At 65.1% G+C, this 15,339-nt stretch carries 14 protein-coding genes; 4 read left to right on the top strand and 10 right to left on the bottom strand.

Features of this window, described 5'->3' with window-relative positions; translation table 11 throughout:
* Nucleotides 1-6: 6 nt before the first annotated feature.
* The 5 genes from ACTIAO_RS05475 to ACTIAO_RS05455 form a co-directional block, all read right to left on the bottom strand.
* Nucleotides 7-1,785, bottom strand: coding sequence for a peptidoglycan D,D-transpeptidase FtsI family protein (locus tag ACTIAO_RS05475; protein WP_441905258.1), 1,779 nt, complete (start codon nt 1,783-1,785; stop codon nt 7-9).
* Between the two features lie 22 nt (nt 1,786-1,807).
* A complete protein-coding gene (locus tag ACTIAO_RS05470; protein WP_441905257.1) occupies nt 1,808-2,383 on the bottom strand; it encodes a hypothetical protein in 576 nt (191 codons plus the stop codon).
* Nucleotides 2,380-3,318, bottom strand: a complete 939-nt coding sequence (gene rsmH / locus ACTIAO_RS05465) for a 16S rRNA (cytosine(1402)-N(4))-methyltransferase RsmH (RefSeq protein ID WP_441905256.1) — start codon at nt 3,316-3,318, stop codon at nt 2,380-2,382. Before rsmH ends, ACTIAO_RS05470 begins: the two co-directional genes overlap by 4 nt.
* A gap of 99 nt (nt 3,319-3,417) precedes the next feature.
* Nucleotides 3,418-3,849: a division/cell wall cluster transcriptional repressor MraZ gene (gene mraZ / locus ACTIAO_RS05460; RefSeq protein ID WP_441905255.1), complete on the bottom strand. Its 432-nt coding sequence runs from the start codon at nt 3,847-3,849 to the stop codon at nt 3,418-3,420.
* Between the two features lie 252 nt (nt 3,850-4,101).
* Nucleotides 4,102-4,494, bottom strand: coding sequence for a DUF3040 domain-containing protein (locus ACTIAO_RS05455; RefSeq protein ID WP_441905254.1), 393 nt, complete (start codon nt 4,492-4,494; stop codon nt 4,102-4,104).
* Between the two features lie 87 nt (nt 4,495-4,581).
* Between ACTIAO_RS05455 and ACTIAO_RS05450 the strand changes: the two genes are divergently transcribed.
* Entirely contained in the window at nt 4,582-5,670 is a 1,089-nt protein-coding gene (locus ACTIAO_RS05450; RefSeq protein ID WP_441905253.1) for a polyprenyl synthetase family protein, read from the top strand.
* A 2-nt stretch (nt 5,671-5,672) separates the two neighbouring features.
* On the opposite strand, the gene ACTIAO_RS05445 is transcribed toward ACTIAO_RS05450, so the two are convergent.
* The gene (locus ACTIAO_RS05445; RefSeq protein WP_441905252.1) at nt 5,673-6,023 is read right to left on the bottom strand and encodes an Rv2175c family DNA-binding protein; all 351 of its coding nucleotides are present in this window, start codon (nt 6,021-6,023) and stop codon (nt 5,673-5,675) included.
* Between the two features lie 131 nt (nt 6,024-6,154).
* Between ACTIAO_RS05445 and ACTIAO_RS05440 the strand changes: the two genes are divergently transcribed.
* The gene (locus ACTIAO_RS05440; protein ID WP_441905251.1) at nt 6,155-7,162 is read left to right on the top strand and encodes a LysM peptidoglycan-binding domain-containing protein; all 1,008 of its coding nucleotides are present in this window, start codon (nt 6,155-6,157) and stop codon (nt 7,160-7,162) included.
* Between the two features lie 72 nt (nt 7,163-7,234).
* Nucleotides 7,235-9,190: a Stk1 family PASTA domain-containing Ser/Thr kinase gene (pknB, locus tag ACTIAO_RS05435; RefSeq protein WP_441905250.1), complete on the top strand. Its 1,956-nt coding sequence runs from the start codon at nt 7,235-7,237 to the stop codon at nt 9,188-9,190.
* A gap of 80 nt (nt 9,191-9,270) precedes the next feature.
* Here pknB and ACTIAO_RS05430 read toward each other — a convergent pair whose 3' ends face one another.
* Nucleotides 9,271-10,611 (bottom strand): class II 3-deoxy-7-phosphoheptulonate synthase, encoded by a 1,341-nt coding sequence (locus ACTIAO_RS05430; protein WP_441905249.1) that lies wholly within the window; start codon nt 10,609-10,611, stop codon nt 9,271-9,273.
* A 38-nt stretch (nt 10,612-10,649) separates the two neighbouring features.
* Complete coding sequence (locus ACTIAO_RS05425; protein WP_441905248.1) at nt 10,650-11,336, bottom strand: lysophospholipid acyltransferase family protein; 687 nt, start codon at nt 11,334-11,336, stop codon at nt 10,650-10,652.
* Nucleotides 11,337-11,515: 179 nt separating this feature from the next.
* Between ACTIAO_RS05425 and ACTIAO_RS05420 the strand changes: the two genes are divergently transcribed.
* Entirely contained in the window at nt 11,516-13,345 is a 1,830-nt protein-coding gene (locus tag ACTIAO_RS05420) for an AMP-dependent synthetase/ligase (protein ID WP_441905247.1), read from the top strand.
* Here ACTIAO_RS05420 and ACTIAO_RS05415 read toward each other — a convergent pair.
* Nucleotides 13,342-13,833: a peptide deformylase gene (locus ACTIAO_RS05415; protein WP_441905246.1), complete on the bottom strand. Its 492-nt coding sequence runs from the start codon at nt 13,831-13,833 to the stop codon at nt 13,342-13,344. The two genes, ACTIAO_RS05420 and ACTIAO_RS05415, sit on opposite strands and share 4 nt — an antisense overlap.
* Nucleotides 13,833-15,323, bottom strand: a complete 1,491-nt coding sequence (locus tag ACTIAO_RS05410) for a MinD/ParA family ATP-binding protein (RefSeq protein ID WP_441905245.1) — start codon at nt 15,321-15,323, stop codon at nt 13,833-13,835. Before ACTIAO_RS05410 ends, ACTIAO_RS05415 begins: the two co-directional genes overlap by 1 nt.
* Nucleotides 15,324-15,339: the final 16 nt, after the last annotated feature.

The following is a 15,339-nucleotide window of genomic DNA, read 5'->3' as shown; positions in this document are numbered from 1 at the left end:
TGCCGGCTAATTGAACTTGGGGAGCAGCTCGTCCATCGGCACGGTGGACGGCGAGACTCGGTACGTCTTCAAGACCTGCGTCATCGCCTTCTGGAAGGCGGATGCGGTCGCAGCGGACGATACAACCTTAGTCGGCTCGTCGAGGGTGACCAGCACGACGTACTGCGGATCATCCACCGGCGCGAATCCGACCATGCTGGTGGAGTACAGACCTGCGATGTAGCCACCGGCGTCAGCTTTCTGCGCGGTACCGGTCTTGGTCGCCACGCGATATCCGGGTACTTCGATCTGCTCGCTGAGCCCGCCCTGCACGGTGACGTTCTCGAGAATGCGCGTCACCTCAGAGGCAGCCTGCTCCGAAATGACCTGCTCGTGTTCCGGGGCGTCAGGGGTGACGACTGTTCCATCACCCCGGGTGCACGACTCGATCAGCGAGAGGTCGATCTTCTCGCCGCCGTTGGCGATCGCCTGGTATGCACCCGCGACCTGCGGGGCGGTGACCGTAAGCGCCTGGCCGAAAGTCGTCGTGTAGAGGGTCTGGCCGTCCCACTGGTCCGCCGGGTGCACCAGACCAGGGTTCTCGCGAGGGAAGCCGATCGTCTCAGACCCGAACCCGAACTTCTTGATGTATTCGTATCGTGTCTGAGCGTCGATCAAGGTACCGAACTTCGACAGCGCAACGTTCGATGAATCGATCAGTGCTCCGGCCAGCTTGTACTGGTACGTGTCGTGGCGGAACGGGTCATTGACCACCGCACCGTTGGAGAATTCCTCGTGATCGTTCGCCGACACCGTCGTGTTCATGTCCGCCGCTCCCGCATCGAGCACGGCTGCCGCAGTGATGGCTTTGAACGTCGATCCGGGCTCGAACCATGCGCCGAAGACTCTGGTACCCCAATCTTCGGGTGATGACGCATTGAGATCGTTGGGGTCGAGCGACGGCCATTCCGCCGCCGCGCGGATCTTGCCTGTCTTGACTTCGACGACGGTCACCGTCCCGGACGTGGCCGCCATCCGCTGCGTCTCCTCGGAGATCATCTGCTGCAGGTACCACTGCAGGTCGCTGTTGATCGTCAGCTGCACGGCGCCGCCGTTCTCGGCATCCACGATGCGCTCGCTGCCGGGAATGATGTTGCCGTCCTTGCCGCGAAGGTAGGTGCGCTCGCCGTCGGTCGGTGCGAGGCACTGGCTCTCCAGCTGCTCGATGCCTGCCTGCCCCTGCCCTGCGGCGTCGACGTAGCCGACGATGTTTCCGGCAACGGCGCCGTTCGGGTAGACCCTGGTCTCACGGGGATCAGCGTGCAGATACACCAGGCCGAGATCACGAAGCTCGAGGTACTTCTCGGTGCTCAGGCCTTTCGCGAGCTCGTAGTACTGCGAGTGCGGGTCATCCTCGAGCTTCGCGGCGACTCCCGCACGCACCTCGTCGACATCCGTTCCGAGGATCTCGGCAATCTGCGCGGATGCTTCATCCCACGAGACCTTCGGGGGGTTCTCGGGGTCCGACTCGAGCTGCATGATCAGACTCGGACTCAGCTGCGCGTCGTAGACCTTCACACTCGATGCGAGCGTGATGCCGTTCTGGTCGATGATCGAGCCACGGTCGCCGTACAGGGTCGATGTGCTTCCGAGCTGGCCGACGGTGAGCGAGTCCTCGACGTGCTCGTTCGCGCTCACGACCTGGATATCGACCAGCCGGACGACGAAAGCCGACAGAACTGCGAGAATCACCGCGAGGGCGACGACGGTCCGGCGGCGCGGGCCGCGCGTTGCTCGAGTCGTCATACTGCTCTCTCCCCAGTCGGTTTCAGCGGGTGGTCGGGCTCGGGATGCCGTCGGTGATCGGTGGCGGAAGATTCGGGGCCTGCGTGCCGGGGGCTGCCGCGCCGTCGTCAGCGGCTGCCTTTTCGCTCGCAGCCCGATCGAGCAGTGCGTTGTGCACGGCGCCGCTGCCCTTCGGGTCGACCGTGGACTTCCAGGCAGCACCGGTGTTCGCACCGATCACTGCAGAGTCGCTCAGTCGGAGGTACGACGCGGAACCCGCCACGACCATGCCCAGCTCGGATGCTTTGGTGGCGACCAGCTGCGGCGAGGAGATCCCCGCGAGATCGTCCTGCAGTGCACTGGTCTGCAGATTCAATTCGCGCTGCTGGGAGGTGAGATCGGCGAGAACGAACGAGTCGTTGGTGATCGCGAGCGACAGCCCGATCTGCGCGGCGCCGATCAGCGCAGCACCACCCAGAGCGACGAGCGCGTACACCAGCTTGGGGCGACGACGAGGTGCTGGCGCGGTGACGGGCCTCAGCTGCCGCCTGGTCGACGGCCGCGGGGCGGTCGACGCCGCGGTCTGCAGCAGCTCCGCTGCGGCGGTGGCACGGCTCATGCGGCTTCCCTCACTCGTTCTGCGGCACGCAGGCGCACCGGAATCGCACGAGGGTTGCGCGCCTTCTCGTCATCGCTGGCGAATTCAGCGCCTTTGGTGAGAGTGCGGAAGCGCGGTGCGTGCTGCGGGAGTTCGACGGGAAGCCCTGCGGGGGCCGTAGATGCGGATGCTGCGGCGAATGCCTGCTTGACCAGACGGTCTTCGAGCGACTGATAGCTCATGACGACGATGCGTCCGCCGACTGTCAGGGCGTCCATGGCCGCGGGAATCGCGTCGGCGAGCACGCTGAGCTCGGAGTTCACCTCGATGCGCAGCGCCTGGAATACGCGCTTGGCCGGGTGGCCCGCGCGCTGCACGGCTGCCGGCGTCGCCTTCTGGAGCAGATCGACGAGATCCTGCGAACGGATGAGGGGCGCTTCAGCGCGCGCCTGCACGATGAAGCGTGCGTAGCGGGCAGCCAGCTTCTCCTCGCCGTAGCGCTCGAAGATGCGCCGCAGGTTGCCCTCGCTGTAGGTGGCCAGGACTTCAGCGGCGGTGACGCCCTTGGTCTGGTCCATCCGCATATCCAGCGGGGCATCCTTCGAGTATGCGAATCCGCGATCTGCCTCGTCGAGCTGCAGCGATGAAACGCCGAGATCCATGAGGATCGCGGACGCTCCCTGAGCGTGCAGGCCGATCTCGTCGTACACCGTGTGCACGAGGGTGACGCGGTCGGAAAAGCGCTCGAGGCGCTCCCCCGCGATGCGCAGTGCATCGGTGTCGCGATCCAGGCCGATCAGGCGGATGTTGTCGAAGCGCTCCAGAAGCGCCTCGGAGTGCCCGCCCATGCCGAGCGTGGCATCGACGACGATGGCGCCATCGTGCTGGAGGGCCGGAGCCATCAGCTCGATGCAGCGATCGAGGAGTACGGGGGTGTGGATGTCGCGGAGATTCATAATCGTTTCCGGAGACCTGGACTCTGATCCCCCTCCGCTTCTCGACCCGGCACCGGGGAAGTGTGTCGGGGCGGGAGCGGCGGGGCATCACAGCCGAGGTCAGAAGAGTCCGGGAATCACCTCCTGCTCCAGTTCTGAGTAGTTGTCCTCGCCAGCAGCGAGGTAGTCGTTCCAGGCCGCGGCATCCCAGATCTCGGCATGTGCGCCGACGCCTGTGACGATGAGCTCTTTCTCGAGCCCCGCGTACTGACGCAGGTGCGCGGGGACGGTGATGCGGTTCTGGCTGTCCGGCATCTCTGCGCTCGCTCCCGAGAGGAACATGCGCAGAAAGTCACGGGCTTGCTTGTTGCTGAGCGGCGCTTGCCTGATCCGCTCGTGCATCGCCTCGAATTCCGCGGTGCTGAAGACGTAGAGGCACCGCTCCTGGCCACGTGTGACGACGATGCCGCCGCCGAGGTCCTCGCGAAATTTCGCGGGCAGGATGACCCGGCCTTTGTCGTCGAGCTTCGGTGAATGCGTTCCCAGCAACATCGGCCATCACCCCCTCTGTATCCGGCCAAATCGAGGTTGGCCCCACTTTACTCCACTTTCCTCCACATTCATATGACCGCGCACGGAAAGAATGCCATGCCCCACGAGGATCCGCAGCCTCTCCCCCGGAATTCCGGGAGTGAATGCGGTGGAGTACGCGTGGAGGATCGTGGAGACTCGCGGGAGGAGATCGCCAGGAATCACAAAAAAGACCCGGATGCGGGAAGCATCCGGGTCTGTGAAGTGGAGAGGTCAGTGACCGTCTTGGCGACGATCCCATCGATCGTTCATGCGATCCATGAACGATGCGGAGTTCTGCGGACTCTGAGACGGCACCTTCGCGTCTGACGGGACGGCGCCACCGGTCCGGCGCACGGGGGTGACTGCGAGGATGACGCCGACGAGCATCGCCGCGAATCCGATCACGCCGATGATGATGCTGACGACCGGGCCGAGCTGGCTGCCGAGTGCGACTCCGGCCACAAGAGCTCCGACACCCACGAGCAGCAGCACTGCGCCGTAGACGAGGTTGCGATAGCTCAGCGTACGATCTCCGGACGGCGCGCTTACGATGTCAGCGTCGTTGTGTAGGAGATGACGTTCCATCTCGTCGAGCAGACGCTGCTCCTGTTCAGACAGTGGCATGACGCCCCCCTCGGGATCGATATCTTTCATTCTACGCTCACCGGAACGCAGAGGCTAGGTTTCGGCTGAGAACCTAAGCTGATTATCGTGCCCCTCTCCAGCCAAGTCCAGCAGGCCGTCGCCACGCGCCTGGATCGCTTCATCTCCGATATGCGATCCGAGTCTGCAGAATACGGAGCGGATGCTGTCATGTTCCTCGATTCGGCAGTCGAGACGCTACAGGGCGGCAAGCGGCTGAGAGCCCGTTTCTGCCATGCGGGATGGAGCGCTGTGGCACGTTTCGCCGACCGCGACGCGCCGACGACGGATGCGGTGTGGGACCTTTGCGCCGCGCTGGAGATCTTCCAATCCGCGGCGCTCGTCCACGACGACCTGATCGACAACTCGGACACTCGGCGCGGACGCCCTGCGGCGCACCGCTCGCTCGAGCGGCAGCACGCCGGCCACGACTGGTCCGGCGATGCGGATGCTTTCGGACGCTCGGCGGCGATCCTGCTCGGCGACCTGCTCATCGCCTGGAGCGATGACCTGCTGGAGCGGGCCGTGGCAGAGCATCCGCACGCCGCATCCGTACGGCAGATTTACGCACGCATGCGGCGGGATGTGACGACTGGCCAGTTCCTCGACATCGCCGAGGAGTCGGCGTGGCGCGTGAACCCGGACTCCTCCCATGCCGAGCGCGCTCTGCGCGTGGTCTCGCTGAAGTCGGCCAGATACAGCATCGAGCAGCCCCTCGCCCTGGGCGCCGCACTGGCGGGCGCCGATGTCGGCCAGCTGGATGCGTTGCGTGCATTCGGGCATCCGGTCGGGATGGCGTTCCAACTCCGCGACGATGTCCTCGGCGTCTTCGGCGACGAGGCTGTCACCGGAAAGCCTGCGGGAGATGACCTTCGCGAAGGGAAGCGAACGGTGCTCATCGCCCTCACCCGCGAGCGTCTGGATGCGTCAGCGCGGCGCGTTCTGGATGATCTGCTCGGGGACCCGGATCTGGACGCGCAGCAGGTCGGCGCTCTGCAGGCGACGATCTCGGCGACGGGCGCCCTGGAGCGGACCGAAGAGATGATTCGGACCTACGCCGCCGAGGCCGACCGTGCTCTTGCCGGCGCTCGACTCGATAACGCCGCCGTCAGCGAACTTCGGGATCTCGCGCGAGCAGCGACCGTCAGAACCGCCTGAACTCACGCCAGGGTGCGGGCCACGCGGCGTACCGCGCTCTTATGTCCGTCGAGCAGCGCGGCAATCGGCGTGCGGCCGAGTTCGGGCTCGTCTGCGAACAGCCAGTCGATGATCTCGTCATCGCTGAATCCGGCATCCGCGAGGACGATGATCGTGCCGCGCAGCGACGCCAGCGGGCGGCCGTCGACGATGAATACGGCGGGTACGGCATATGCGCCGTTACGTGTCGAGCCGACCAGGTACTGCTCAGCGATGAGACGGCGCACACGACCGAGCGGTTCGTCGAGGACTTCGGCGAGTTCAGGCGTTGTGAGCCACTCGACCGCGGAGATTTCAGCTACTTCATCAGACACGTTTCGACTATGTCACCTCGCATGCGATATCGCACACCCGAGCGCGGTTCACTTTCATCACAATTTTCACTCTGGTTGACATGCGCCCCGTCACGTGTCAGCGTTTCAAGGGTTCGAAAAGGGGGGAAACTTTGAGACTCAGCGACGTAACGACGCGAACGAAATACACCCGGATCGGCGTACCAGCCGCCGTCGTGGGAGTGCTTGCCAGCAGCCTCACCGCTGCTCCAGCGAATGCTGCGGTGGCCACCGAGGCGCCTCCGATCCCCGCTCGCACCGGCACGATTCCCCTCCCGAGCGTCACCGCCCGAGCAGTGCCGACGACAGCGGCGCCGAACACGTACACCGTGCAGCCCGGGGACACCGTGTACGGCATCGCCGATAGTTTCGGTCTCGCAGCAGTGGATGTCCTCACCTGGAACGGGCTCGGCTGGCGTTCGGTGATCTACCCGGGGCAGACACTCATTCTCACGGCGCCCGCACCGGCGCCCGCTGCCGCACCAGCCCCGGCCACGACGCATACGGTGGTCGCCGGGGACACGGTCTTTGCCATCGCACAGCGCAACGGGACGACGGTCGACGCGATCCTCGCCGCGAACGGCCTCGGCCAGGGCGCCATCATCTACCCGGGGCAGTCACTCATCATCACGGCCGCAGCTCCCGCAGCGTCGGCGGCCCCGGCCGCTCCGACTCCGGATGCTTCGACCTCTGACGCCTCGACCCCATCGGCCGCGCTCAGTGCCCCGCAGGCCGAGAACGCCGCCCTCATCATTCGCATCGGCCGTGAACTCGGCGTCTCCGATCGCGGTATCGCGATCGCTCTGGGCACCTCGATGGTCGAGTCCTGGATGCGCAACCTCGACTGGGGCGACCGCGACTCCGTGGGGCTGTTCCAACAGCGCACGAGCACAGGATGGGGAACGCACGAGCAGATCATGGATCGTGATCACGCCATCCGTGCGTTCTTCACCGGAGCATCCAACGCCGACGGCACGATCACGCGCGGTCTGCTCGACATCTCCGGCTGGGAGAGCATGTCCTTCGCGGAGGCCGCTCAGGCCGTCCAGATATCGGCCTATCCCGAGCGCTATGCGCCGTGGGAGGCCGCGGCATACGAATGGCTGGCGCTGTACGGCTGATTCCGAAGGCGTCACCCCGGAAAGGGTGAGCCGCTCCCCGGCCTTTCAGCCAGTTCTCCATAGAATCTGTACGTGACGACCAATCAGCAGGCCGACCCCCTCATCGGGCGGCTTGTCGACGGTCGATACCGCGTGCGAGCCCGAATCGCGCGCGGCGGCATGGCCACGGTATACGTCGCGACCGACCTGCGCCTCGAACGACGCATCGCCCTGAAAGTCATGCATGGCCATCTGAGCGATGACACGGTGTTCCAGAGCCGCTTCATTCAGGAAGCGCGCGCGGCAGCCCGGCTCGCCGATCCGCACGTCGTGAACGTCTTCGATCAGGGACAGGATGGCGAACTCGCCTACCTGGTCATGGAGTACCTTCCCGGCATCACCCTGCGCGAGCTGATGCGCGAGCAGAAGCGTCTGACGATCACGCAGACCATCACGATCATGGATGCGATCCTCTCCGGTCTCGCTGCCGCTCACAAGGCAGACATCGTGCACCGCGACGTCAAGCCCGAGAACGTACTGCTGGCCGAGGATGGGCGCATCAAGATCGGCGACTTCGGCCTCGCCCGCGCAACCACGGCCAACACCGCTACCGGTGCGCAGCTGCTCGGCACGATCGCCTATCTGGCGCCCGAACTGGTCACGCGCGGCACTGCCGACGCCCGCAGTGATATCTACGCTCTGGGCATCATGCTCTACGAGATGCTCGTCGGCGAGCAGCCTTACAAAGGCGAGCAGCCGATGCAGATCGCGTTCCAGCACGCAACCGAATCAGTCCCTCGTCCGAGTGTGCGCAACCCCGGCGTTCCCGAGCAGCTCGACGAGCTCGTGCTGTGGTCGACCGAGAAATCTCCGGACGACAGACCCGACGATGCGAAAGAGATGCTCGATCGGCTCCGCGAAATCGAACGCCAGCTCGGCATCTCCCCCACGCCCACGGCGACCGCGACGATGCCGATGCGCACGCAGAGCGATTCCGGAGACCTGACCAAGGTCATGCCGGCGACCATGGTGATCGACAACGCGACCGGTTCGGTCGCGGCCGCTCCCGAGCAGCCGATCGATAACGCGACGCTGCTTCGCCGCAGGACGTCGAAGCGACGCGCTCGAGGGGCATTCCTGCTCGCGTTCGTCTTACTTCTCGCCGTCATCGCCGGGGGCGCTGGCTGGTGGTTCGGCTCCGGTCCCGGATCCCTCGTCGCCGTTCCGTCCGTCGCCGGGCTGAACTATGACGATGCTGCCGCCACCCTGACGTCGGAGGGGTTTGTCCCTGTGCCGGCGGAGGAGAGCTCCGTCGAGATCGAGCCGGGTCTCGCGATCCATACGGATCCTGAGGAAGGGGAGCGTCTGGACGGCGGAACAGAGGTGAGCGTCTTCATCTCCACAGGGCCCGCCCCGCGGACCATCGATGCCCTCAACGGCATGACCGCGGACGAAGCGCGAACCTACCTCGCAGATCTCGGCCTCACGGTGTCCGACGACGATCTTCTGCTCTACTCACGCGCCGATGACGGCATCGTGATCAATGCCAGCGTCTCTCCCCGCGCGGGCGGAGACGACATCGAGTGCGGTGAAGGATGCGACGCGTTCGAGGCAGACACGGTGAATCTCATCGTGTCCCTGGGCGGCCTGCCGGATGTCGTGGGGATGACGGCATCTGAAGCCTCGTCGGCCCTGTCGGACTACGACATCGCGACCACCACGACCGAGGAATACAGCGACGATGTCGAAGAGGGCGTGGTGATTCGCGCACCCGACCGCGACGGCGGCGGAAACTGGCGTCCCGGAGACACCATGACTCTCGTGGTGTCGCAGGGTCCGCAGCTGTTCGAGGTTCCCGACGTCACGGGCATGACGCGTGACGATGCCGCTCAGACACTGCGCGATGCCGGATTCGAGCCGACCTGGAATCCGCTGTGGACGCCTTTCCCGAACGGTCTCACCGAGGCGAGGGGCACCGATCCCGCCGCCGGCTCGATGAAGCGAGCTGGCGCCGAGATCATCCTCCAACTGGCCAGCAGTGGCCTGTAGCCCCGGCATCCGCCATCGTCCGGCGTGTCGCGAGGCGCGAGGCGCGACGAGACGACGCGGTCCGGCGCGACGCGGGATCCTCAGCGCTTCTCGAGCTCCTCGGCCACGAGGAACGCGAGTTCGAGGCTCTGCATGTGGTTCAGGCGCGGGTCGCACAGGCTCTCGTAGCGCGTTGCGAGAGCGGCCTCGTCGATGCGCTCGGAGCCGCCGAGGCATTCGGTGACATCGTCACCGGTGAGCTCGACATGGATGCCACCCGGGAACGTTCCCACCCCGCGGTGCGCTTCGAAGAAGCCGCGCACCTCGTCGACGACGTCATCGAAGCGACGCGTCTTGTACCCCGTCGGAGTCGTGATGCCGTTTCCGTGCATGGGGTCGGTGACCCAGAGCGGCTGTGCGCCAGAGTCCTTCACTGCTTCGAGCAGCGGCGGCAGCGCATCGCGGATCTTGCCCGCCCCCATGCGCGTGATGAAGGTGAGTCGTCCTGGCTCGCGGTTCGGATCGAGCTTGTCGATCAGCGCCAGCGCCGTCTCGGGAGTCGTCGTCGGTCCGAGCTTGACCCCGATGGGGTTGCGGATCTTCGAGAAGTAGTCGACGTGCGCGCCATCGAGATCGCGCGTGCGCTCCCCGATCCAGAGGAAGTGCGCTGAGGTGTTGTACGGCGTCGACGTGCGGGAGTCGATGCGCGTCATCGGGCTCTCGTAATCCATCAGCAGACCCTCGTGGCCGGTGAAGAACTCCACGCGCTTGAGCTCATCGAAGTCGGCACCCGCCGCCTCCATGAACTTGATCGCGCGGTCGATCTCGGCGGCCATGCGCTCATAGCGCTGATTGGCCGGGTTCTGCGCGAACCCCTTGTTCCAGGAGTGCACCTCGCGAAGATCGGCGAAACCACCCTGCGTGAACGCACGGATGAGGTTCAAGGTCGAAGCGGCGGTGTGGTAGCCCTGCAGCAGACGGTCCGGGTCCGCCTTGCGGGATCCTTCGGTGAAGTCGTATCCGTTGACGATGTCGCCACGGTAGGCCGGCAAGGTGACGTCGCCGCGGGTCTCGGTGTCGCTCGAGCGCGGCTTGGCGAACTGTCCCGCCATGCGCCCCATCTTCACGATGGGCATCGAAGCGCCATAGGTCAGCACAACGGCCATCTGCAGCACGGTCTTGATGCGATTGCGGATCTGCTCGGCGGTCGCACCCGCGAAGGTCTCGGCGCAGTCACCGCCCTGCAAGAGGAATGCGCCACCGGATGCTGCGCGCGCTAAGCGGTCGCGGAGATTATCGACCTCGCCGGCGAATACCAGTGGAGGAAGCGTCGCGATCTGTTTCGAGACATCGGCCACGTGGTCGAGATTCGACCACTTCGGCTGCTGCTTGATGGGAAGGTCACGCCAGGTGTCGAAGTCGGCATCGTGCTGCTGAGGCATCTCCCCAGCCTAGCGGCGCGGAGAGGTCGCTCGCGTCGTCAAGACGTCCGCGGCATCCGGTCTTTCACCGATGACGCGTACACGTCGTCGTAGTGCTGCTGTCCCAGCCGCTGGAGGGCGACCATGATCTCGTCGGTGACGGAGCGCAGAATGAACCGGTCATTCTCCATTCCGGCGTAGCGCGAGAAATCCAGCGGCTCGCCGATCACGATGCCCACGCGCACGATCCGCGGGATGCTGCGACCGATCGGCATCGCCGTATCGGTGTCGACCATGACCACCGGGATGACGGGAACCTTCGCCTCGAGGGCCATGCGCGCGAGACCGGTGCGACCGCGATAGAGCTTGCCGTCCGGGCTGCGCGTGCCCTCGGGGTAGATCCCCAGGACGTCTCCGCGGCCCAGCACCTGCAGCCCCGTGTTCAGCGAGGCCTCGGAAGCCTTCCCGCCGGATCGATCGATCGGAATCTGGCCCGTGGCCTTCATGAACGTCTTCGTCGCCCAGCCTTTGATGCCGCGACCGGTGAAGTAATCGCTCTTCGCGAGGAAGCTCATCGACCGATCGATCAGCAACGGCAGAAAGACCGAGTCCGAGACAGAAAGATGATTGCTCGCAAGAATGGCGGCACCGTTGCGCGGCACGTTGCCGCGCCCCACGATCCACGGACGGAAAACCGCCTTGACGATGGGGCCGACCACCACATACTTCATCAGCCAGTAGAACATCGTCACGAAGTCTATCTCGGCCCTGGCGGCGATCGATCACGACGAAACGGCAACCGTGGAATCGGATGCGACCCAGTCCCACTTGATACGCTACTGAATGTCAAAATTCACCGAGCTCGCGCGTCGTTGTGCCCTAGACTCAGGGAAAGCCGTGCCCGACCGGTACCGAAGGAGTTGCCGTGGTCCAATTCGAAGTTCCCGCGATCGTCCCCGCTGACCCCGATGCGAACATCACAGATCTCCTGGTGAAGCGTGTCGAGGCCACCCCGCAGTTGGCGCTGTTCTCCGTCCCAGACGGTGGAGGATGGCGCGATATCACCGCAGCCGACTTCCAGACGGCCGTCATCGCCCTCGCCAAGGGCTTCGTCGCCGCCGGCGTCCAGCCGGGCGAAAAGGTCGGCTTCCTCGCCAGCACCACGTATGAGTGGACACTGGTCGATTTCGCACTCTTCTACGCAGGTGCCGTGATGGTTCCCATCTACGAGACCAGCTCGCCAGCACAGATTCAGTGGATCCTGGAGGATTCGGGTGCTATCGCGCTTCTCGTGGAGTCGGCTGATCACTTCTCGAAGGCCGATGAGGTCCGCGGTGATCTGCCGCTGGTGCGTGAGGTCTGGCAGCTGCATCTCGGCGCTATCGACACCCTCACGGCCGCAGGCACCGGCGTCGAGGATGCGGAGATCGAACGCCGTCGCAACCTCGCTGTCGGTTCCGACATCTCCACCCTGATCTACACCTCAGGATCGACAGGACGCCCCAAGGGATGCGTGCTCACCCACAGCAACTTCGTCGAGCTGGCACGCAACTCGGCCAAGTCGCTCGACAAGGTCGTGCAGACTCCGGGCGCATCGACCCTGCTCTTCATCACTACAGCGCACGTCTTCGCACGGTTCATCTCGATTCTGAACATCCATGCAGGCGTCCGCACGGGCCACCAGCCGGACACGAAGCAGCTGCTGCCGGCTCTGGGCTCGTTCAAGCCGACATTCCTCCTCGCCGTGCCGCGCGTCTTCGAGAAGGTCTACAACTCCGCCGAGCAGAAAGCCGAGGGCGGCGGAAAGGGCAAGATCTTCCGTGCGGCCGCTGCCGCCGCGATCGAGCACTCCAAGCTCGTCGAGGACGGCAAGAAGGTTCCGTTCGGGTTGAAGATCAAGTTCGCGCTGTTCGACAAGCTGGTCTTCAGCAAGCTGCGCGAGGCGATGGGCGGCAACATCGAGTACGCGGTATCCGGCTCCGCTCCCCTGGGCCCACGGCTCGGTCACTTCTTCCACAGCCTCGGCGTGGTGATCCTCGAGGGCTACGGCCTCACCGAGACCACGGCGCCGGCGACGGTGAACCTCGCCGACAAGTCGAAGATCGGCACCGTCGGGCCGGCCCTCCCCGGTGTCGGGGTGCGTCTCGCCGAGGACGGCGAGATCGAGGTCAAGGGCATCAACGTGTTCAAGGAGTACTGGAACAACCCCGAGGCCACCGCCGAAGCATTCGACGACGGCTGGTTCCGCACCGGTGACATCGGCAACTTCGACTCCGAAGGCTTCCTGACCGTCACCGGCCGCAAGAAGGAGATCATCGTCACCGCGGGTGGCAAGAACGTCGCTCCTGCCGCCCTCGAGGACCCGATCCGGGCGAACCCGATCATCAGCCAGGTGGTCGTCGTCGGTGACCAGAAGCCGTTCATCTCGGCGCTGATCACGCTCGACAGCGAGATGCTGCCCACGTGGCTCGGCAACAATGGCCTTCCAACAGATATGTCCATCGCCGATGCGGCGCAGAACGAAGCTGTGAACGCCGAGGTTCAGCGCGCCGTCGACATCGCGAACAAGAACGTCTCACGCGCGGAGTCCATCCGGAAGTTCCGAATCCTGGAGACCGAGTGGACCGAGGAGAGCGGACACCTCACCCCCAAGATGTCCATCAAGCGCAACGTGATCATGAAGGACTTCGCCGGTGAAGTCACCGCGATCTACGACGAGCCGGTCCAGACGACCAACGTGGCTCTCGGAGGCTAGAACCAGTCGCTCTCTCGCACCTCACGCATGGCGATCTTGCGATCAGCCGGCGTGAGGCGCGAGAGATAGAGCATTCCATCCAGGTGATCGGTCTCGTGCTGCAGCGCCTGGGCGAGCAGCCCTTCACCCTCGAGGACGACGGGGTTGCCGTCGAGGTCGATGCCCTCCACGCGCGCCCACGGGTGACGCAGCGCATCGTGCCAGAGACCAGGAACGGACAAGCAGCCCTCCCCCGTCGGCACGGGCTCGCCGCGTACTTCTGTGAGCACCGGATTGAGCACATAGCCGATGTCGCCATCGATGTTGTAGCTGAATGCGCGCACGGCCACGCCGATCTGCGGGGCGGCGACGCCCGCGCGTCCCGGCAGCTCGACGCTGTCGACGAGGTCTGCGACCAACGATCGCATACCGTCGTCGATCTCATCGACGGGTGCACACACGGCTCGTAGCACCGGGTCGCCGAAGACCCTGATCTCACGCGCAGTCATCAGGCGGCCTTCGCCCGCATGCCCTCAACGAGGAGCGCAGCCAGTTCGCGTGCGGCCTGACGGGTCTCCGGCTGCAGGTTCGCGAAGACGATCGCCCCGCCGCCGGCGATCTGCGTGTCGTACGGCATCCGAATGACGTTCTTCGCACGGGTGCGGAAGTGCGCCTCGAGCTCGTTCAGCCGCACCAGGGGGCTGCCGGGCGTCGACTGGTTCAGGACGATGATGGCGCCACGCGCCTGCGCCTCGTAGCCGTTCGTCTCCAGCCAGGTGAGCGTCTCAGAGGCCAAGCGTGCCTCATCAACACTCAGACCCGACACGATGACGATCTGATCGGCGAGGTCGAGAGTCGCGCCCATGACCGAGTGCACGATGCCTGTTCCGGTATCGGTGAGCACCAGGGAGTAGTAGTGCGCGGCGACCCCGGCGACATCGCGATAGTCCGCATCACTGAATGCCTCCGCGATGCGCGGATCGGAGTCCGACGCGAGCACGTCGAGCCGGGTGGAGTCGCGTGCGACGATCGCGGAGACGTCGTGGTACCCCTTCACCTCGTCGCGAATGCGGACGAGGTCGCGGACGGACTTGTCGTTCGTCCGCACGATGCGATCAGCCAGGGTGCCGCGATCCGGGTTCGCGTCGACCGCGATCACCCGATCGTCGCGGGCGTCCGCGAGCGCCATCCCGAGCAGAGCGGTGATCGTCGTCTTGCCGACGCCGCCCTTGCGTGAGAGCACCGGAACGAATCGTGCCCCTCCGGAGAGCTGTCCTGCAATCCGTGCGGTGAGTTCCTTGCGCTCGCGCGCGCGCTTGCCATCGCCGATGTTGATGCGACGACCTGAAAGCGCGTAGAGCAGGTGACTCCAGGTGCCTTCCGGCTCGGGCTTGCTCAGCTGGCTGGGGTTGAGCAGACGATCGGACGTGAGCAGGTCGGCCGTCTCTCGAGAGGCCTGCCCCATCTGCTCTCCGAAGCGCTTGGAGGTCAGGGTCTGCGGCGCAGGCGCGGGCGCTGCCACGGCTGGCGCGGCGACAGCCTGCTCGGCGATGGTGGGTTCGACAATGGCGGGTTCGTCCACGACCTCGTCCGCGTCATCTGCGTCGACTTCGTCGACGGAGTCGACGGGATCCACGGTGTCGACGGGCTCTTCCTCCGGGGCGACATCGATCACGCCGACAACGACCTCATCAGCGGCGGCCGCCACGGACGGGTCATCGATCTCGGTGTCATCCTCATCCTGCGTCTTCTCGTCGATCTGCTCGTCGACCTGGTCAGCAGGCAGTTCGATCACGATGCTGGTGAGGTCGGACGGAATCTCTCCGTCCACGACGGAGTCGTCCACGAAATCATCGTCGTCTTCACTGTTCGGCAATGAGACGCTGACCTGCGCGGTCTGTCCGAGGACGCCGAGCGCTGTGGTGTCCAACGAGGCGGCCTCGTCAAGCACTCCGAGGGAATCGTCCTCGTGCGCGTCGGGATTATTCTTCGATGTCACTGTGTCACTCCAAGCT

Origin of the sequence: Microbacterium sp. (assembly GCF_052099035.1) — a bacterium.
GTDB lineage: Bacteria > Actinomycetota > Actinomycetes > Actinomycetales > Microbacteriaceae > Microbacterium.
Note: the sequence above shows the minus strand (reverse complement) of the source record. Positions and strands in the feature narration are given on the sequence as shown.